Here is a 16826-nt window from a genome sequence, read left to right as displayed (position 1 = left end):
GCCCCTCGGGGCATGCGCTTCGTTCGTGACGGGGACTGTCAGGCGCCTGCGCGGTCGAGGAGCTCGTCCTCGATCTCCGCATCGGTCCTGCGGCGGCGCCCAGCTCGCTCGCGTTCGCGGGCGAGCGCCTCCCTCACCTTGGGGTCGTCCGGGTTTCGATCGCGGTATTCGGCGCGGAGGCCGAAGATGAGCCCGAGAAGCGCGATGATCGCGAAGATGATCCACTGGAACGCGTAGGACAGGTGATTGCCCTCATCCAGCGCCGGCTTCGTCGTGAGCGCGCCGGTCTCCGCTGACGGCCGTTCGGCAGACAGCAGGCCGTATGCACCCGTGTACACGCGGTCCGCACCGAGCTCTGCGGCGAACTGCGGCAGGTGGATGGTCGCGATCTGTCCGGCCGGAGCGCTGCGACCCGGGATCTCTGGTTCGCCGGGTTTGAGTCGCGCCACCACCGTCGCATCACCCTCGGGGGGTGCCGGCACGTGGTCGGGGGAGTCCTGCGCGTCCCCGGTCGGGATCCAGCCGCGGTTCACGATGAAGACCCGTCCGTCCTGAGTCTCGAAGGGGGTCAGGATCTCGAAGCCTGGGAGGCCGTTGTGGGGTCGAGACCGGGCCAGGAGCTGCTCGTCGGTCAGATATCTGCCCTGCAGGAGCACGGGCGTCCACTCCTGGTTGATCGAGAACGCGTCGAGCGATGCGAGCTCCGACTCGATCGGGACCGGCTCCCGGTCGAAGTTGCCGGTGATGCGGGCGTTCTCGGAGACGCGCTCGTCTCGACGCTCGAACTGCCAGTGGCTCAGGAAGCCGCACGCTATGGCGAACACGATGAGCAGACCCAGGTAACCGAGCCAGCGCTTCGACAGCGCGAACCGCCAGCGACGCTCGCCGCTCACGCGTGCCCATCCTCGTGGTCGGCCGCCTCGCCCGCGATCGCGGCGGCGGTCACCGGAAAGTCCCGCTGGCGGAGGAAGTCCTCGAGGTAGCCAGCATGCTCGCCGCAAGCGAGCCAGACCTTGCGGCGGGTCTCGTCGTGGATGCGGGGGTTGCGCCACTCCAGTCGGGTCGTCGCATCGGCGCTGCAGCCCGCGCGCGAACACCGAGGCTCCGCCTCGGCCGCGTCCAGACCGCCGCCCTGCAGGGCCCCGAGCAGGTCGAAGCCGTCACGCATCCGGCTTGCCTCGCCGCTGGAGGAAGCTCGGCCGCTCCACCCTGCGTGTTCTGCGCTGCGTCGCGGCGTTGGCGATGACGACGGCGAAGTAGGGAAGGAAGATGGCTCCGGCTGCGAACACGAACATCCAGGGTCCGCGCACCCAGATGAGCGCGACGAAGCACGCCACCCTGATCAGCATCATGATGGTGTACTTCTTCATGCGGGCGGCGCGCTCGTCGTACTCGCTGTCCGCCATGGAGGTGACGTTCGTTGTGTGTGATCGCACGGTGGCAGGTGCTCCTCTCGGCGATCTGCTCAGCTTACTCCTCGCCCCTAGACTGGAGCTCACCGTCTCAAGGGAGCAGCATGACCCAAAGAACCGTCCTCGTCACGGGAGGAAACCGTGGCATCGGCTTCGCCATCGCCGCACACTTCGTCAGCTTGGGGCATCGCGTCGCGGTGACCTCGCGCTCGGGGGAGGGCGGGCCGGAAGGCGCGCTCACCGTGCAAGCTGACGTCACCGACTCTGCAAGCGTCGACGCGGCGTTCAAGGCCGTCGAGCAGGAGCTCGGGGCCGTCGAGGTGCTCATCGCCAACGCTGGCATTACGAAGGACAACCTCCTCCTCCGCATGTCGGAGGACGATTTCCAGCAGGTCATCGACACGAACCTGACGGGAGTCTTCCGCGTCCTCAAGCGCTCTTCGAAGGGCATGCTCAAGGCCCGATTCGGACGGGTCGTCTTCATCTCGAGCGTGGTCGGGCTCTTCGGCTCGCCCGGTCAGATCAACTACTCGTCGGCGAAGGCCGGCCTCGTCGGCATGGCCCGCTCGCTCACCCGCGAGCTCGGCTCGCGCGGCATCACAGCCAACGTCATCGCGCCAGGGTTCATCGAGACCGAGATGACGGCCGTGCTGCCGGAGGACACGAAGAAGGAGTACCTCTCGCAGATCCCCGCCGCGCGCTACGGCAGCGTCGACGAGATCGCGAAGACCGCAGCGTGGCTCGCGAGCGATGACGCCGGATACATCTCCGGCGCCGTCATCCCCGTCGACGGCGGACTCGGCATGGGGCACTAGCGGCGGCCGCCAGGCGAACAGACGAAGGGCCGACCGGATGCACGCATCCGGTCGGCCCCTCGTTTGCGCCGTGGCCGTCAGCCCGCGCGGCCGAGCACGTGCAGCACCTGACGCATGTCGCGATCGGGGAGGCTGATGTGCGCCTGCTCGCGCACGACCGGCTTGGCGTCGAACGCGATCGAGAGTCCCGCCGCCGACATCATGCCGAGGTCGTTCGCGCCGTCTCCGATGGCGACCGTCCGTGACGGGTCGACGCCGAGTTCGTCTGCCCACTCGAGCAGCGTGTCGCGCTTGGCCTCACGACCGATGATGGGGCCGGAGACGCGTCCCGTGAGCCTGCCTTCGATGATCTCGAACCGGTTGGCTCGCCACCGGTCGAGGTCCAGCCTGGCAGCGAGGTCGTCGAGGATCTCATGGAACCCGCCGGAGACAGCAGCGATGTACCCGCCGGCGGCGTGCACGCCCGAGACGAGCTCGGGAACGCCATCGGTGACGACGACCCGGTCGACGACCGAGGCGACGTCGGCGGCAGACACGCCCTCGAGGAGCGCAACACGATGCCGCAGGCTCTCCTCGAAGTCGAGCTCGCCGGCCATGGCGCGTTCCGTGACCTCGGTGACCTGGGCGGTCACGCCGGCGTAGTCGGCGATGAGCTCGATGACCTCATCCTCGATGAGGGTCGAGTCGACGTCGAGGAGGACCAGGAACGGGGCGCGGGTCAGCGTGCCCGACGTCACGGCTCGACGATCCCGAACTTCTCCACGACGGTGAGGCCCGAGTCGGTGACCGTGAATCCGCGACGGAGGTCATGCTCGCGGTCGACGCCGACGGAGGCGCCCTCCTTGACGATGACGTTCTTGTCGAGGATCGCGCGCCGAACCACGGCGCCGGCCTGCACGTTGACCCGATCGAACAGGATCGAGTCGACGACAGCCGCCCCGGACTCGACGTTGTCCCACGGGCCGAGCACGCTCCGCTCGATGTGCGCGCCTGAGATGACGGAGCCGAGGGAGATGATCGAGTCGATCATGGTGCCCGTCGACCCGCGGCTGTCGCGGACGAACTTCGCGGGAGGCGAGTTCAGCTGCTGGGCGAAGATCGGCCACTTCTCGTTGTATAGGTTGAAGATCGGCAGCGTGGAGATGAGGTCCATGTGCGCGTCGTAGAACGAGTCGATCGTGCCGACGTCGCGCCAGTAGTCGCGATCGCGATCCGTGGAACCAGGAACGACGTTGTCCTTGAGGTCGTAGACGCCGCAGTCACCCTGCGCGACGAAGCTCGGGATGATGTCCCCGCCCATGTCGTGCTTCGAATCCTCGAGCGTGGAGTCGCGGATGACGGCTTCCACGAGCTTGTCCGCAGTGAAGACGTAGTTGCCCATCGACGCCAGAATCTCGCCCGGGCTGTCCGGCAGCCCCTGCGCGTCGTCCGGCTTCTCGAGGAACTCGCGGATGAGCGTGCGGTCGTCCGGGTCGACGTCGATGACCCCGAACTGGTCGGAGAGGGAGATCGGCTGGCGGATGGCCGCGACCGTCGCGCTCCGACCCGAGGCGATGTGCGCCTCGATCATCTGCGAGAAGTCCATGCGGTAGACGTGGTCGGCTCCCACCACGACGACGATGTCCGGCGATTCGTCGTTGATGAGGTTCAGGCTCTGCCTGATCGCGTCAGCCGAGCCCGAGAACCAGCGCTTGCCGAGGCGCTGCTGTGCAGGCACCGAGGCGACGTAGGAGTTGAGCATGGCCGGGAGACGCCACGTGTGCGAGACGTGTCTGTCCAGCGAGTGGGACTTGTACTGGGTCAGGACGACGATCTTGTGAAGCCCGGAATTCACCAGGTTCGAGAGCGCGAAGTCAATGAGTCGATACTGGCCTGCGAAGGGCACAGCGGGCTTTGCCCGGTCTGCAGTGAGCGGCATGAGCCGCTTCCCCTCACCGCCAGCGAGAACGATGCCGAACACCTTTGCCTGTGACATGACTCGAGCTTAGGGGTTCCCAGCCCCGCTGTACTACCGTGTAGCCCGTGAGAGTAGATCTGGTAACACGCGAGTATCCACCGGCCGTCTACGGCGGGGCCGGAGTCCACGTCACCGAGCTCGTCAAGGCGATGAGGCGCGACATCGACGTCAACGTCCGCTGCTTCGGCGACGCCCGCGATGAGCAGCAGACGTACGCCTACACGACGCCGCCAGCGCTGCGTTCGGCGAACCCGGCGCTCGGCTTCCTCGGCACCGACCTCGAGATCGCGAACGACATCGAGGGTGCCGACCTCGTGCACTCGCACACCTGGTACGCGAACGCGGCGGGCCACGTCGCGAAGCTGCTCCACGGCATCCCGCACGTCATCACGGCGCACAGCCTCGAGCCGCTGCGCCCGTGGAAGGCCGAGCAGCTCGGCGGCGGCTACCGGCTCTCCAGCTGGATCGAGCAGGTCTCCTATGAGCACGCCGACCGCATCATCGCGGTGAGTCACGGCATGCGAGCCGACATCCTGCGCGCCTACCCCAACCTCGACCCGGACAAGGTGGAGGTCGTCTACAACGGCATCGACCTCGATGCATGGCAGCGGGTCGAGGACCCGGAGGCAGCGCGCGAGCTCGGCATCGACCCCGACCGCCCCGCAGTGGTGTTCGTGGGACGCATCACGCGACAGAAGGGGCTTCCCTACTTCCTTCGGGCGGTCCGCGAGCTCCCTCCGGAAGTCCAGGTCATCCTGTGCGCCGGAGCGCCGGACACCCCCGAGATCGAGGCCGAGGTCGCCGCCCTCGTCGCGCAGCTGCAGACCGAGCGCGACGGTGTGGTCTGGCTCGCAAGGCACCTCAGCAAGAGAGAGATCATGACGGCGCTCTCCGCGTCGACGGTCTTCGCGTGCCCATCGATCTACGAGCCGCTCGGCATCGTCAACCTCGAAGCCATGGCCTGCGGCACGGCAGTCGTCGGAACCGCGACAGGCGGGATCCCCGAGGTCGTCGATGACGGCGTCACGGGTCGCCTCGTGCCGATCGAGCAGGCGACCGACGGCACCGGCACGCCGCTCGACCCTGACAAGTTCGTCGCCGACCTCGCTCGGGTCCTCACCGAGGTCGTCAGCGACCCGGAGACGGCCGCACGCTACGGGAAGGCCGGGCGAGAACGCGCCGAGCGCGAGTTCACCTGGCGGCGCATCAGCGACGAGACCATCGCCATCTACGAGCAGCTCGTTGGCTGACGCGGTGCGCCGCCGAAGCCTCGGCGCGAGCCGCGTTTAGGCTGGGGCATATGGCAACGGTTCTCGAATTCAACGACGCTACGGTCGTTCGCAACGGTCGTCCGATCCTCGACCACGTCACCTGGAGTGTCGACGAGACGGAGCGATGGGCGGTGCTCGGCCCCAACGGAGCCGGCAAGTCCACGCTGCTCTCGCTCGCATCCGCGACGCAGCACCCGACAACAGGCGAGGTCGACGTGCTCGGCGAACGCCTCGGGCGGACCAACGTGTTCGACCTGCGCCCACGGATCGGCGTCGCCTCGAGCGCGATGGCGCGCCGGATCCCGGGGGACGAGAGCGTCATCAACGTGGCGCTCACCGCCTCCTACGCCGTGACAGGCCGTTGGAACGAGGCCTACGAGGAGATCGACGAGCGCCGCGCGCAGCGCGTCCTCGAGGAATGGAACCTCGGCGACTTCGCCGAGCGCGACTTCGGCACGCTGAGTGACGGCGAGCAGAAGCGCACGCTCATCGCGCGGGCCATCATGACCGACCCCGAGCTGCTGCTGCTCGACGAGCCGAGCGCCTCCCTCGACCTCGGGGCTCGTGAGAACCTCCTCGCGGCGCTCTCGAGCTTCGCGCAGAGCCCGTACGCCCCCGCCATCGTCATGGTCACGCACCACGTCGAGGAGATCCCCGTCGGCATCACCCACGTGCTCCTGCTGCGCGAGGGCAAGCTCGTCGCCGCCGGCCCGATCGCCGAGGTGCTCACCAGCGCGAACCTCGAGACCACCTTCGGTCTTGCCCTGCACGTCACGAACGCGGGCGGCCGCTACGCGGCCCGCGCGTCGCACTGACACTCACGCGTCCCCATCTGCTAAGGTTGATCCTTGGCTCAGGACCCGTGGTCCGATTCTGCTCACCAAACTCGTTGAAGGAACCCTTATGAAGGCTGACGTCCACCCCACCTACAACACGGTGGTGTTCAACGACCTCGCATCGGGGGAGAAGTTCCTCACCCGTTCCACGGTCTCGAGCGCCAAGACGATCGAATGGGAAGACGGCAACACGTACCCAGTCATCGACGTCGAGATCTCCAGCGCCTCGCACCCGTTCTACACGGGCAAGCAGCGCATCATGGACTCCGCCGGTCGTGTCGAGAAGTTCAAGAACCGCTACGCCAAGTTCGGCGGCGGCAGCAAGTAGTCTCGTCTGCATCGCAGGCGAGCTCACTGCTCACGCGAGAAGGGCGGCACCGTTTCGGTGCCGCCCTTCTGCGTATCCCCGAGACCGGGGCGAAACGCGCCCTCGCCCTGTCACAGCGAGCGAGACGCCGGAAACTGATCGTCAGGAAGCCGTGCGGACCGGCCACGCTCCGTCTGCGGTGAAGTCCGGATCGCGGTTGGCTCGCATGTAGGCCTCGAAGTCCCTGGCCTGATCCGCCGCCCACGTGACCTGCCTCATGTGGAGCTCAGGCAGGGGGAGGTCGAGCTCCACCGGGTACTTGGCGGCGAGGGCAAGGGCGAGCTGCCCAGCGGCGACGGCGTCGTCGCCTGCCGAGTGCGCGTCGATGAGCTCGACCCCGTAGAAGATCGACGTGTCCGTGAGGGTGCGCTTGCCCTTCCGGTAGCGGTCGAGCGCACGATCGATGACGAGGGGGTCGACCACCTGCTCCGAGAAGACGACCGGCTCGATGCCGTGGCGCGCGCACTCCCGAGCGAAGAGCGTGAGGTCATACGGCGCGTTGTAGATGACAAGCGGCACCCGATGACGTGCGATCCAGTCGAGGGCGGCCCGCAGCTCCGTGACGACCTCAACAGCAGGCCGCCCCTCCGCCTGCGCGATCTCCGTCGTGATGCCGTGCACCGCCGCGGCTCGCTCCGGGATAGGGACCCCGGGGTCCGCGAGCCAGTCAGTGCCGCGTTCCACCGTGCCCTCCCCGTCGATGAGCCCCACGAACGCGGTGACGATCCGGTCGTTCTCGACGTCGATACCCGTCGTCTCGAGATCGAACACCGCGACCCGCTTCGTCCACTCGGTCATAGCTTCCTCATCCCGCCTCGAGATCCTGGGGCGAGAACAGTGTCCCCGCCGAGCGCGAACGCGCCTGAGCACGGCCTCCCGCCCTGCTCGGTACACTCTTGCACGATGCCTTCCTCCGCTCCTGCAGCCACTCCCGGGTCCCCGTCGCTTGCCCACTCCGTTCGTATCCTGGGCTCAGCGTGCGCCTGGTGGGAGGTGGGCCCCGCCGCCGCAGACGCCACGGCAACGATCGTCCTGGTGCATGGCTTCCGCGGCACCCACCACGGCCTGCTGCCGGTCGTGAATCGTCTTCCAAACGTGCGCTTCATCGCCCCCGACCTCCCGGGTTTCGGTGAGTCGGAACCGCTGGAACACGGGCACACGCTGGACGACTACTCGGCGTGGCTCGAGGCGTTCCTCGAGCAGGTCGATCCGGACGGCGATGCGATCGTGCTCGGGCACTCGTTCGGCTCGCTCGTGATCTCCAGGAGGTCGTCGGCGATCGGAGATCGACCGCTCGTGCTCATCAACCCGATCGCGTCACCGGCTCTGGAAGGGCCGCAGGCGATCCTCACCCGACTCGCGATCTTCTACTACTGGCTCGGCTCGCGCCTTCCCGCTTCGGCAGGTCGGCTGCTGCTCTCGCACCCGCTCATCACGCGCATCATGAGCGAGGTCATGGCGAAGACAAAATCCAAGCCGCTCAGGGCCTGGATCCACGCGGAGCATGAGCGCCACTTCTCCGATTTCTCGGACCGCGAGACGCTCCTCGCGGCATTCCGTGCCTCAGTCTCGGATTCGGTGCTCGCGCACGCGGCTGAGCTTCCGGCATCCACCGTGCTCATCGCCGGTGCCCTCGACGACATCGCTCCGCTCGAGGCGCAGCTCGAACTCGCCCGACTCGCCGACGTGCCACTGCACGTCATCGCGGGCACTGGGCACCTGGTGCACTACGAGACGCCCATCGCCGCCGCGCGCCTGCTCGCCGACGTCATCGCCGACGCACACCCCGGCACGCCAGCGGAGCAAGCACGGTGAGACTGCTCTTCGACTGCCGCTACGTGCGCATCGATCGTCATGACGGCATCTCGAGGTACTCTGCAGAACTCGTGCGGGCCCTCTCCGAGCTCCACCCCGTGACCATGCTGATCTCGGACGAGCGGCAGCTGCCCATGCTGCCCGACCTGCCGCACGAGGTCATCAGTGCGCCGACGTCGCCGGCGGAGCCGTTCGTGGCCCGGGAGGTCAATCGGTTGCGCCCCGACGTGGTCGTGAGCCCGATGCAGACGATGGGGTCCCTGGGTCGGCGCTACGGGCTGATCCTGACCATCCACGACCTCATCTACTACGAGCACCCGAAGCCGCCGCAGTTCCTGCCCTGGTACGTCCGTGTGCTGTGGCGCGTCTACCACCTGTCATTCTGGCCGCAGCGCCTCCTGCTGCGAGGAGCGGACCAGGTGGCGGTCGTCTCGGCGACCACACGCGAACTGCTCCGAGCCAAGCGGCTGACCCGGCGCCCGATCCCGCTCGTGCCCAACGCGCCGGATCCCGCCTTCGCGGCCACGCCGAGGTCGGCGCCGCCGAGCGAGCCCAACCTCGTCTACATGGGCTCGTTCATGCCGTACAAGAACGTCGAGACGCTCGCTCGCGCCATGCGCGATCTGCCAGGGTGGCGCCTCCACCTGTGCTCGAAAGTGGATGAGCGGACCCTGGCCGCGCTCGAGGCGCAGGCCCCGGAGGACTCGATCGTCGCCCACCAGGGCGTGAGCGACGAGGAGTACCGCACGCTGCTCGGGCGCGCGACGGCGCTCGTGACCGCGTCCAAGAGCGAGGGCTTCGGCCTGCCGCTCGTCGAGGCGATGTCTGCAGGCACCCCCATCCTGGTGAGCGACACCCCGATCTTCCGCGAGGTCGGGGGGACGGCCGCCGGGTACTTCCCGGCGGACGACGCTGGCCTCCTCGCGACCATGGCCGAGCGCCTGCAGGCCGATCCAGCGGCGTGGCGCTCCGCCTCGGCAGCAGGCGTCGCCCGCGCCGCCGACTACGCGTGGGAACGGTCGGCGGCGACGCTGCTCGACGCCTGCCGACAGGTGGCGCAGCGACGGCGGAGCTGAGGCCGCCGACCTCGCCCTAGGAGTCGGAGGTGAGTCTCCCCGCGAGGTCCACGAGCGACTCGGACGTGCCACCTTCGACGTACACGGAAGCCAGGTGGCCGATCGCGGCGTCACCGCGGTTGAACAAGACGACCGGCTTCTTCGCCGCGACGGCGCGGTGCACGAGCCGCCGCCCCGTGTTGACGACCAGCGACGTCCCCGCGACGAGCAGCGCATCGGCCTCATCAACGAGTTCACGCGCGCGCTCGGCAACCGACGGGCGCACGACGTCACCGAACATGACGACGTCGGGTTGCAGGATGCCACCGCAGACCGGGCAGGAAGGAAGTTCGTCGATCTCGGCCCCGCTCGCCTCGGCGTCGCCGTCGGGGCGGCTGCTGGCGTCCGCTGCGAGTTCGGCGATGCGGGGGGAGGAGTCCAGGATGTCGGCGAGCAGGGCAGCCCTCGAGATCTCGTGGCCGCAGCTCGTGCAGCTTGCCGTGCGCATGCTGCCGTGCAGCTCGATGACGTTGCGGCTCCCCGCCCGCACGTGCAATCCGTCCACGTTCTGGGTGGCGACACCCGCGGCGGCTCCGTGGCGTTCGAGCTCGGCGAGCGCGAGGTGCCCGGCATTGGGTTCCGCGCCGGAGAAGCGGGCAGCGCCCAAGGCGGCTCCCGCCCAGTAGCGTCGACGGGTCGCCTCGTCCGACATGAACTGCTGGATCGTCATTGGGGAGATGCGCGGGGCCTTGCCGTCACCGCGGTAGTCCGGGATGCCGGAGTCGGTTGACAGCCCCGCCCCAGTCAGCACCGCGAAGGTGCGATCCGACAGCAGGTCGGCGGCGCGGGCGAGGCCCTCTGCTCGAGTCCGGTCGGCCCTGGCCCCGTTCGCTTCTGACAGGATTGCCTCCATGCGTCTGACCCCTCTCCAGTCGACCGATTGGCCACGTGTGACCCCATCCGTCCGCTCACTCGAACAGTCTGGACTCGACGACTATTCCCGGCTGACCGATGTGGCCCTGCGTCGGCGCCTCGAGCCCGAGGGCGGCCTGTACATCGCCGAGTCGCCGAAGGTCATCGAGCGCGCCCTGCGTGCCGGTCACACGCCGCGCTCACTCCTCCTCATGGAGCAGTGGTTGCCGACCGTGGAACCGCTGCTCGAGTCGTTCCCCGAGGTCCCCGTGTACGTCGGGTCGAGCGAGCAGCTCGAGCAGCTGACCGGGTTCCGCATGCACCGGGGCGCGCTCGCTTCCATGCACCGGCCATCCTTGCGCGATCCGGCGGAGCTCCTGGCCGACGCGAAGACGGTCGTCGTGCTCGAGGACCTCGTCGACCACACCAACGTCGGTGCTGTCTTCCGGGCGGCGGCGGGCCTCGGTGCCGACGCAGTCCTGGTGACCCAGGAATGCGCCGACCCGCTCTACCGCAGGAGCGTTCGAGTCAGCATGGGGACCGTCTTCCAGGTGCCGTGGACCCGGCTGCCAGCCTGGCCGGACGCGGCGACGCTCTTCGCCGACGCCGGTTTCGATGTCGCCGCCCTGGCCCTCGATGACCACGCTGTATCGCTCCGCGACTACGCCGCCAGCAGACCGGAGCGCACCGCGATCCTGCTCGGCACGGAGGGGGATGGGCTCAGCCGCGGCGCCCTCAGCGCCGCGACGACGACGGTCACGATTCCCATGCTCCACGGCGTGGACTCGCTGAACGTGGCCGCGGCAAGCGCGGTCGCCCTCTACGCGCTCACGGGATAGGCGGCGCGGCATCCGTTCCGAAGGAGAAGGGTTCCGCGAATGGGCGCTTGGCGATCACATTGTCTCCGGACGATTCATTCCGGAGACGACGCAGTACCCAGGGCACGAGGTGCTGCCTCGCCCACACCATGTCCTGCGCCCTCGCTTCGCGCCACCTGGCCGGCCGTGCGGGGGCCGGCTGCATGGCGACGAGATCGTTCTCGACGTTGAGGGCCGCGAGCACCATGCGCGCCACCTCGTGGTGCCCGTAGGAGTTGAGGTGCAGTCGGTCGCTGACCCACATGCTCGGCCGTTGGATCGAGCGCAGCGCCCACTGGTCCGCGACGATGCAGTCGTGGTATTCCGCGATGCCGCGCACGTGCTCGTTGTAGATGGCGATCTTGCCGCGCATGGACGAGAAGACGGGCGCGAACTTCGTGTCCACGCCGGTGAAGACCACGACGGTCGCTCCGGACGCCCGCAGCGAGCCGACGAGCCGTGAGAAGCGAGCCGCGATGGCGTCCGGGTCGGCGCCAGGGCGGATGATGTCGTTGCCGCCCGCGGAGACGGTCACGAGGTCGGGCTTCAGCTCGAGGGCCGGCCCGAGCTGCTCCTCGACGATCTGGTCGAGGAGTCGCCCGCGGATAGCAAGGTTGGCGTAGGCGAAGTCGGTGCGATGCGCGGCGAGCTCCTCGGCCACGCGATCGGCCCAGCCGCGGAGCCCGCCAGGCGCGGTCGGCTCGGGATCGCCGACCCCCTCGGTGAAGGAATCGCCGATCGCGACGTAGCGGCTCCAGGGAATGAGTTCGCGTTCTGACATCTCGCTGCTGCTCTCCTCGATCGGATCTGAAGACCAAGCCCTCGCCGGCTGAGACTTCCTGCTGGTGGTCGAAGCCCTGGCGAGTACCGTGGTCAGCATGCCAGCTTCAGACCCGAGATCCATTTTGGCCGATGAGCTGCTCGAGGTGCTCAACCAGCGCGCGAGCCGCTACGACGCAGAGAACTCGTTCCCTACCGACGACCTCGATGCGCTGCGCGAAGAGGGCTACCTGCGGCTGTTGGTTCCCCGCGATTTCGGGGGCACCGGCGCCACGCTCGAGCAGGCGGTGAGGTGCCAGGCGCGCCTTGCGGCCGCGGCACCTGCGACGGCCCTCGCCGTCAACATGCACCACGTCGTGGCGGGCATCGCCCGCGCGCGGCACGAGTCTGACGACGATGGCCTCGACTGGATGCTGCGCGAGATCGTTGCGGGGGAGACGTACGCGCTCGCGATCTCCGAGATCGGCAACGACGCCGTGCTCTACGACTCGAATGTCCGAGCCGAGCCGGAGCAGGGCGGCGGCTACCGACTGCACGGCATGAAGATCTTCACCTCGCTCTCGCCCGTCTGGACCAGGCTCGTCACCTTCGGCCGCGACGACACGGGTGCGGAGCCCGCCCTCGTGCACGGGGTGCTGCGGCGGGATGACGACGGGGTGCGCATCCACGACGACTGGGACACGCTCGGGATGCGGGCCACGCAGAGCTGCTCGACGTCGCTGGATGGTGCTCTCATCCCAGCCGATCGGGTCATCGCCCGTCTCCCCGTCGGACCGAACGGCGAGCCGCACATCTTCGCGGTCCACTCGAACTTCCTCCTCCTGGTCGCTGCCTGCTACGTCGGCATCGGGGACCGTGCCCTCGAGCTGGCCGTCGACGCCGCGAACCACCGGACGAGCTCGACCCAGGGCGGGATGCGGCTCGCCGACGACGTGCAGGTTCGAGAGGAAATCGCCAGAATGAGCATTCGACAGCTCGCAGCGCGTACCCTCGTTGAGTCCATCGCACGCGATGTCGACGAGGGGGCGCCGCACGGCGACGCCTGGTTCGCGCGCTTGACGATGGCGAAGTACGAGGCGGTCGCAGCCGCGGCCGCCACGACGCATGATGCGCTCGGGATTGTCGGAGGCAGCGGCTACCGTTCCGGACACGAGCTCGCGCGACTGCTGCGGGACGTGCTCGCGGGCGGGCTGCACCCGTCCAATGAGCGCGCCGTGCGCCGGCTCCACGCCGGCCACCGCCTCGGCCCCATTCAAGACCCACCAACCAGCCGCTGACGGACGAAGACCGACGGGCTGCCCCTGCCAATGAGTGAAAGGAACTCGACGCAGCTATGACCGAACGCGAGGCCGTCCAGGAAACGCACTCCTCAAGCCACGACGGCACCCGCTACGGTCACCAGGTCGGCACGTTCGCCGCCGAGCACCTCTCGCCTTCCTTCCCGCAGCGAGCACCCTGGGGAACGGCGGGCAGGCTCCGAGCCTGGCAGGCCGAGGCCCTCGACGTGTACTTCGAGAGCGAGCCAAGAGACTTCCTGGCCTCAGCGACGCCGGGCGCTGGGAAGACGACGTTCGCCCTCCGACTCGCGACAGAGCTCCTCCAGCGCCGCTCGGTGGACCGCATCACGATCGTCGCCCCGACCGACCACCTCAAGACGCAGTGGGCAGAAGCCGCGGCTCGGGTCGGCATCCGCATCGACCCCCGCTACGGCAACAACCAGGGCATCCACTCGCGTCAGTTCCACGGAGTGGCCGTCACGTACGCGCAGGTCGCCATGAAGCCGAGCGTGCACAGCCACCTGACGGCGTCCGGTCGCACGCTCGTGATCCTCGACGAGGTGCACCACGGTGGAGACGCGTTGAGCTGGGGGGACGCGATCCGCGAGGCGTTCGGCCACGCCGATCGTCGCCTCTCGCTCACGGGAACCCCGTTCCGCTCCGACTCCGCGCCCATCCCCTTCGTCACCTACGCGCCCAACGAGGACGGCATCCGCACCTCGCTCACCGACTACTCGTACGGCTACGGGCGAGCGCTCGAAGACGGCGTCGTCCGCCCCGTGCTCTTCATGTCCTACGCCGGCAACGTGCGCTGGCGCGACACGCAGGGCGAGGAGATGTCGGCCGGTCTCGCGGAGGACAACACGAAGGACATCGTCTCTCAGGCGTGGCGCACCGCCCTCGATCACGAGGGGCAGTGGATCCCGCAGGTCCTGCAGGCCGCAGACCAGCGCCTCAGCGAGGTGCGCCAGGAGGTGCCGGACGCCGGCGGCCTCGTCATCGCCACCGACCACGCTGCCGCCAAGGGCTACGCGGCGATCCTGAAGACCATCACCGGCACGAAGCCCGCGCTCATCCTGTCCGACGACAAGGGCGCCTCCGACCGCATCACCGAGTTCTCGGCGAGCGATGAACGGTGGATGGTCGCCGTGCGCATGGTGTCTGAGGGCGTCGACGTGCCGCGCCTCGCGGTGGGCGTCTACGCGACCAACGCGTCGACGCCGATGTTCTTCGCGCAGGCCATCGGCCGTTTCGTGCGCGCCCGCAAGAAGGGCGAGACGGCCACGGTGTTCGTTCCGAGCGTGCCGCAGCTCACCAAGCTGGCGCACGCCCTCGAGATGGAGCGCAATCACGCGCTCGATCGGCTCGCGGACGCCGACGATTCCAGGGCCCCGGAAGAGGACATGATGGCGGCCGCCGAGCGGCCGGACAAGACCAGCGATGAACTGGGCAAGTTCACCTTCGAGGCGATCTCCAGCGAGGCGCTCTTCGACAAGGTGCTGTACGACGGGGGCGACTTCGGCTATGCGGCCGAGGTGGGCAGCGAGGAGGAGCTCGAGTTCCTCGGTCTGCCTGGCATCCTCGACGCCGACCAGGTGCGCTCGGTGCTGTCGCAGCGCCAAGCGAAGCAGGGCCGCATCCAGGAGTCGCGCGTGAAGGCCGGGCCACCGGCCCCGGCGCCACCGCAGGCCCTGCACCGGACCCTGAAGGAGCAGCGGACGCTGCTCAACAGTCTGGTCTCCGTCTACGCGAAGCAGTCGGGGGAGCCCCACGGCATCGTGCACGCGGAGCTGCGTCGCAGCTGCGGAGGGCCAGCGGTCGGCCAGGCCACCGTGTCGCAGATCCAGGCACGCATCGACGTCCTACGGCGACGAATGCGCGCCTGAGACGCGGATGGACGCCCACGTCGGTGGGCGTCCATCAACGAACGCAGAGCGGGAAGCGCTACGCGGAGTGTCCACCCCGGTGCACGCGTCCGCGGATCTTCACCACCAGGAACCAGATGATGGCGCCAGCGACGAGGGCGTAGACGAGGTACTTGAGCGCGTCAGCGTAGATGAGGATCTGCTCCCACGCGTCGCCGAGCAGGTAGCCGGCCATGACGAAGATGGTGTTCCAGATCGCGGAGCCGGCGAGGGTGAGCAACCCGAATTGCAGGGCGGGCATGCGCTCGATGCCAGCCGGTATCGAGATGAGGCTGCGGAAGATGGGCAGGAAGCGGCCGAAGAACACGGCCTTCTTGCCGTGCTTCTTGAACCAGTTCGTGGTCTTGACCACGTCGGCGGCGTCGACGAGTGGGATCTTGCGGGCGAGCCACACCATGCGGTTGTGGCCCAGCCAGCGGCCCAGCCAGTACAGTGCGTAGGCGCCGACGACCGAGCCGATGGTCGTCCAGATGATCGCCTCGACCACCGAGAACTTGCCCTGGTGCGCCGCGAGGCCGGCGAGGGGGAGGATGATCTCGGACGGGATGGGCGGGAACAGGTTCTCGAGTGCGACGGCGAGGCCGGCTCCCGGGGCCCCGATCGTCCCCATGATGTCGATCGCCCAGTCGGAGATCACGCCGAAGAATCCGCCTGAGGCTTCTTCGACGGCGCCGCCGCCTGAGCTGGCGGCGTGCAGGAGGGCGGTTGCGAGGCCGGGCATGGTTCGAGGAGGTCCTTCTCGGTCTGGGAGCGTCGAGGCAGTTGACGCGCGAAGCGCTCGTCGGTGTCCTGCATCCCCAAACTACCGGAAGGGGCCCTCCAGGCCTGTCAGCTGTGTGGTGCGCCGAGCTCGTGCCAGATGCGGTTCCGGTACACGACCCCGCCGCCTGCTCGTTCGGAACCCGCTCGGCCGTCGCGCGCTTCGATGACGTCGAGCACGACCAGCACCGCCCCATCGACGTCGAGCGTGCTGCGGATGGTGCCTCGCGCCCACCGCTGGACGGCGCTGTAGTGCGGCTCACCGCTCGGCAGGTAGCTCCAACTGTCGAGGTCCGCGAAGCGGTCGACGCCGCTCGTGGCGGCCACCTGAGCGACCGCCAGGGACTCCTCGTCGATGAAGTGCACGAGGATGCTGGGCGACGAGAGGATGCCTGGCGTCGCCGACGACGCCGTGGAGAGCGAGAAGGCCACGAGCGCGGGGGAGGCGTTCACGGAGGTGAGCGACGTGATCGTCATCGCGACCGGACCGTCTTCGCTCTGCGCCGTGAGGACCGCGACGCCCGACGGATGCTGGCGGAACAGCGACCGGAAGCTCTCGGAGAGCTCCGTTTGGTCGATCTGCGCGTGGTTCACGAGCGATGTCGTTTCAGCTGACACGGGTGCACTCCTGGGATGACGGGGATGGGCCAACACCGAGCGTCACGCGACGTGCGCTTCCTCGCAAGCGAAGGTTGCCGAGTGTTTCGCTCCGCGGCATCTCACTACGCGCGGAGTCAGGGAGTCAGGGAGTCGGACCACGGTGTCGTCCCGGAGAATCGGTGTCGTCA

The 16826-nt window shown here is 68.4% G+C and carries 19 protein-coding genes; 9 read left to right on the top strand and 10 right to left on the bottom strand.

The features are described from left to right. Positions 1-38 precede the first annotated feature (38 nt). From C5B97_RS09870 to C5B97_RS09860, 3 genes are read right to left on the bottom strand one after another with little or no spacing between them, the layout of a single operon-like run. Positions 39-893: an SURF1 family protein gene (locus C5B97_RS09870; protein WP_104311901.1), complete on the bottom strand. Its 855-nt coding sequence runs from the start codon at positions 891-893 to the stop codon at positions 39-41. Then, the gene (locus C5B97_RS09865; protein ID WP_306455471.1) at positions 890-1168 is read right to left on the bottom strand and encodes a hypothetical protein; all 279 of its coding nucleotides are present in this window, start codon (positions 1166-1168) and stop codon (positions 890-892) included. The genes C5B97_RS09870 and C5B97_RS09865 overlap by 4 nt, the downstream gene beginning before the upstream one ends. After that, on the bottom strand, positions 1161-1436 hold the full coding sequence (locus tag C5B97_RS09860) for a DUF3099 domain-containing protein (protein WP_146079113.1): 276 nt from the start codon (positions 1434-1436) through the stop codon (positions 1161-1163). Before C5B97_RS09860 ends, C5B97_RS09865 begins: the two co-directional genes overlap by 8 nt. An 80-nt stretch (positions 1437-1516) precedes the next feature. On the opposite strand from C5B97_RS09860, the gene C5B97_RS09855 reads away from it, so the two are divergent. Then, positions 1517-2227 (top strand): beta-ketoacyl-ACP reductase, encoded by a 711-nt coding sequence (locus tag C5B97_RS09855; protein ID WP_104311900.1) that lies wholly within the window; start codon positions 1517-1519, stop codon positions 2225-2227. 77 nt (positions 2228-2304) lie between these two features. On the opposite strand, the gene serB is transcribed toward C5B97_RS09855, so the two are convergent. Then, positions 2305-2964, bottom strand: a complete 660-nt coding sequence (gene serB / locus C5B97_RS09850; RefSeq protein ID WP_258068114.1) for a phosphoserine phosphatase SerB — start codon at positions 2962-2964, stop codon at positions 2305-2307. Beyond that, the gene (locus tag C5B97_RS09845) at positions 2961-4202 is read right to left on the bottom strand and encodes a glucose-1-phosphate adenylyltransferase (protein ID WP_104252892.1); all 1242 of its coding nucleotides are present in this window, start codon (positions 4200-4202) and stop codon (positions 2961-2963) included. The genes serB and C5B97_RS09845 overlap by 4 nt, the downstream gene beginning before the upstream one ends. Positions 4203-4249: 47 nt before the next feature. Here C5B97_RS09845 and glgA point away from each other — a divergent pair, with 47 nt between their 5' ends. From glgA to C5B97_RS09830, 3 genes are all read left to right on the top strand, one after another. Next, positions 4250-5434 (top strand): glycogen synthase, encoded by a 1185-nt coding sequence (gene glgA / locus C5B97_RS09840; RefSeq protein ID WP_104311899.1) that lies wholly within the window; start codon positions 4250-4252, stop codon positions 5432-5434. A 50-nt stretch (positions 5435-5484) separates the two neighbouring features. Continuing rightward, entirely contained in the window at positions 5485-6270 is a 786-nt protein-coding gene (locus C5B97_RS09835; protein ID WP_104311898.1) for an ABC transporter ATP-binding protein, read from the top strand. 88 nt (positions 6271-6358) lie between these two features. Continuing rightward, positions 6359-6619: a type B 50S ribosomal protein L31 gene (locus C5B97_RS09830; protein ID WP_068481959.1), complete on the top strand. Its 261-nt coding sequence runs from the start codon at positions 6359-6361 to the stop codon at positions 6617-6619. A gap of 141 nt (positions 6620-6760) precedes the next feature. Here the strand turns inward: C5B97_RS09830 and C5B97_RS09825 are convergent, their stop codons facing one another. Further along, positions 6761-7456 (bottom strand): exonuclease domain-containing protein, encoded by a 696-nt coding sequence (locus C5B97_RS09825; protein ID WP_104311897.1) that lies wholly within the window; start codon positions 7454-7456, stop codon positions 6761-6763. Between the two features lie 105 nt (positions 7457-7561). On the opposite strand from C5B97_RS09825, the gene C5B97_RS09820 reads away from it, so the two are divergent. Together C5B97_RS09820 and C5B97_RS09815 are read left to right on the top strand one after the other, a co-directional pair. Then, positions 7562-8473 carry an alpha/beta fold hydrolase gene (locus C5B97_RS09820; protein WP_104311896.1) on the top strand — a complete coding sequence of 304 codons (912 nt, stop codon included), beginning with the start codon at positions 7562-7564 and terminating at the stop codon, positions 8471-8473. Next, the gene (locus C5B97_RS09815) at positions 8470-9549 is read left to right on the top strand and encodes a glycosyltransferase family 1 protein (protein ID WP_104311895.1); all 1080 of its coding nucleotides are present in this window, start codon (positions 8470-8472) and stop codon (positions 9547-9549) included. Before C5B97_RS09820 ends, C5B97_RS09815 begins: the two co-directional genes overlap by 4 nt. A 16-nt stretch (positions 9550-9565) precedes the next feature. Here the strand turns inward: C5B97_RS09815 and C5B97_RS09810 are convergent, their stop codons facing one another. After that, positions 9566-10441 (bottom strand): Sir2 family NAD-dependent protein deacetylase, encoded by an 876-nt coding sequence (locus C5B97_RS09810; RefSeq protein WP_104311894.1) that lies wholly within the window; start codon positions 10439-10441, stop codon positions 9566-9568. Here C5B97_RS09810 and C5B97_RS09805 point away from each other — a divergent pair. Next, positions 10440-11279, top strand: a complete 840-nt coding sequence (locus C5B97_RS09805) for an RNA methyltransferase (RefSeq protein ID WP_104311893.1) — start codon at positions 10440-10442, stop codon at positions 11277-11279. The two genes, C5B97_RS09810 and C5B97_RS09805, sit on opposite strands and share 2 nt — an antisense overlap. Here the strand turns inward: C5B97_RS09805 and C5B97_RS09800 are convergent. Next, entirely contained in the window at positions 11269-12078 is an 810-nt protein-coding gene (locus C5B97_RS09800) for an SGNH/GDSL hydrolase family protein (RefSeq protein WP_104311892.1), read from the bottom strand. The two genes, C5B97_RS09805 and C5B97_RS09800, sit on opposite strands and share 11 nt — an antisense overlap. Positions 12079-12175: 97 nt before the next feature. Here C5B97_RS09800 and C5B97_RS09795 point away from each other — a divergent pair, with 97 nt between their 5' ends. Both C5B97_RS09795 and C5B97_RS09790 read left to right on the top strand, forming a co-directional pair. After that, positions 12176-13354, top strand: a complete 1179-nt coding sequence (locus C5B97_RS09795) for an acyl-CoA dehydrogenase family protein (protein ID WP_104312571.1) — start codon at positions 12176-12178, stop codon at positions 13352-13354. 56 nt (positions 13355-13410) lie between these two features. Beyond that, positions 13411-15240, top strand: a complete 1830-nt coding sequence (locus C5B97_RS09790) for a DEAD/DEAH box helicase (protein WP_104311891.1) — start codon at positions 13411-13413, stop codon at positions 15238-15240. Between the two features lie 58 nt (positions 15241-15298). On the opposite strand, the gene C5B97_RS09785 is transcribed toward C5B97_RS09790, so the two are convergent. Together C5B97_RS09785 and C5B97_RS09780 are read right to left on the bottom strand one after the other, a co-directional pair. Beyond that, entirely contained in the window at positions 15299-16000 is a 702-nt protein-coding gene (locus tag C5B97_RS09785) for a DedA family protein (protein WP_179556779.1), read from the bottom strand. A 107-nt stretch (positions 16001-16107) separates the two neighbouring features. Continuing rightward, positions 16108-16656: a flavin reductase family protein gene (locus C5B97_RS09780; protein ID WP_179556780.1), complete on the bottom strand. Its 549-nt coding sequence runs from the start codon at positions 16654-16656 to the stop codon at positions 16108-16110. Positions 16657-16826 lie beyond the last annotated feature (170 nt).

The organism is Pseudoclavibacter sp. RFBB5 (assembly GCF_002931555.1).
Classification (GTDB): Bacteria; Actinomycetota; Actinomycetes; order Actinomycetales; family Microbacteriaceae; genus Pseudoclavibacter.
The sequence above is the reverse complement of the archived record's forward strand: the minus strand, read 5'-3'. Positions and strand labels throughout refer to the sequence as shown.

What these genes read in the sequence shown, in the direction of transcription:
- C5B97_RS09795 (WP_104312571.1), top strand. Translation starts at nt 12,176, where the DNA reads ATGCCAGCTTCAGACCCGAGATCCATTTTGGCCGATGAGCTGCTCGAG.
- C5B97_RS09810 (WP_104311894.1), bottom strand. Translation starts at nt 10,441, where the DNA reads ATGGAGGCAATCCTGTCAGAAGCGAACGGGGCCAGGGCCGACCGGACT.
- C5B97_RS09785 (WP_179556779.1), bottom strand. Translation starts at nt 16,000, where the DNA reads ATGCCCGGCCTCGCAACCGCCCTCCTGCACGCCGCCAGCTCAGGCGGC.
- C5B97_RS09865 (WP_306455471.1), bottom strand. Translation starts at nt 1,168, where the DNA reads ATGCGTGACGGCTTCGACCTGCTCGGGGCCCTGCAGGGCGGCGGTCTG.
- C5B97_RS09820 (WP_104311896.1), top strand. Translation starts at nt 7,562, where the DNA reads ATGCCTTCCTCCGCTCCTGCAGCCACTCCCGGGTCCCCGTCGCTTGCC.
- C5B97_RS09800 (WP_104311892.1), bottom strand. Translation starts at nt 12,078, where the DNA reads ATGTCAGAACGCGAACTCATTCCCTGGAGCCGCTACGTCGCGATCGGC.
- C5B97_RS09835 (WP_104311898.1), top strand. Translation starts at nt 5,485, where the DNA reads ATGGCAACGGTTCTCGAATTCAACGACGCTACGGTCGTTCGCAACGGT.
- C5B97_RS09855 (WP_104311900.1), top strand. Translation starts at nt 1,517, where the DNA reads ATGACCCAAAGAACCGTCCTCGTCACGGGAGGAAACCGTGGCATCGGC.
- C5B97_RS09805 (WP_104311893.1), top strand. Translation starts at nt 10,440, where the DNA reads ATGCGTCTGACCCCTCTCCAGTCGACCGATTGGCCACGTGTGACCCCA.
- C5B97_RS09845 (WP_104252892.1), bottom strand. Translation starts at nt 4,202, where the DNA reads ATGTCACAGGCAAAGGTGTTCGGCATCGTTCTCGCTGGCGGTGAGGGG.
- C5B97_RS09830 (WP_068481959.1), top strand. Translation starts at nt 6,359, where the DNA reads ATGAAGGCTGACGTCCACCCCACCTACAACACGGTGGTGTTCAACGAC.
- C5B97_RS09825 (WP_104311897.1), bottom strand. Translation starts at nt 7,456, where the DNA reads ATGACCGAGTGGACGAAGCGGGTCGCGGTGTTCGATCTCGAGACGACG.
- C5B97_RS09790 (WP_104311891.1), top strand. Translation starts at nt 13,411, where the DNA reads ATGACCGAACGCGAGGCCGTCCAGGAAACGCACTCCTCAAGCCACGAC.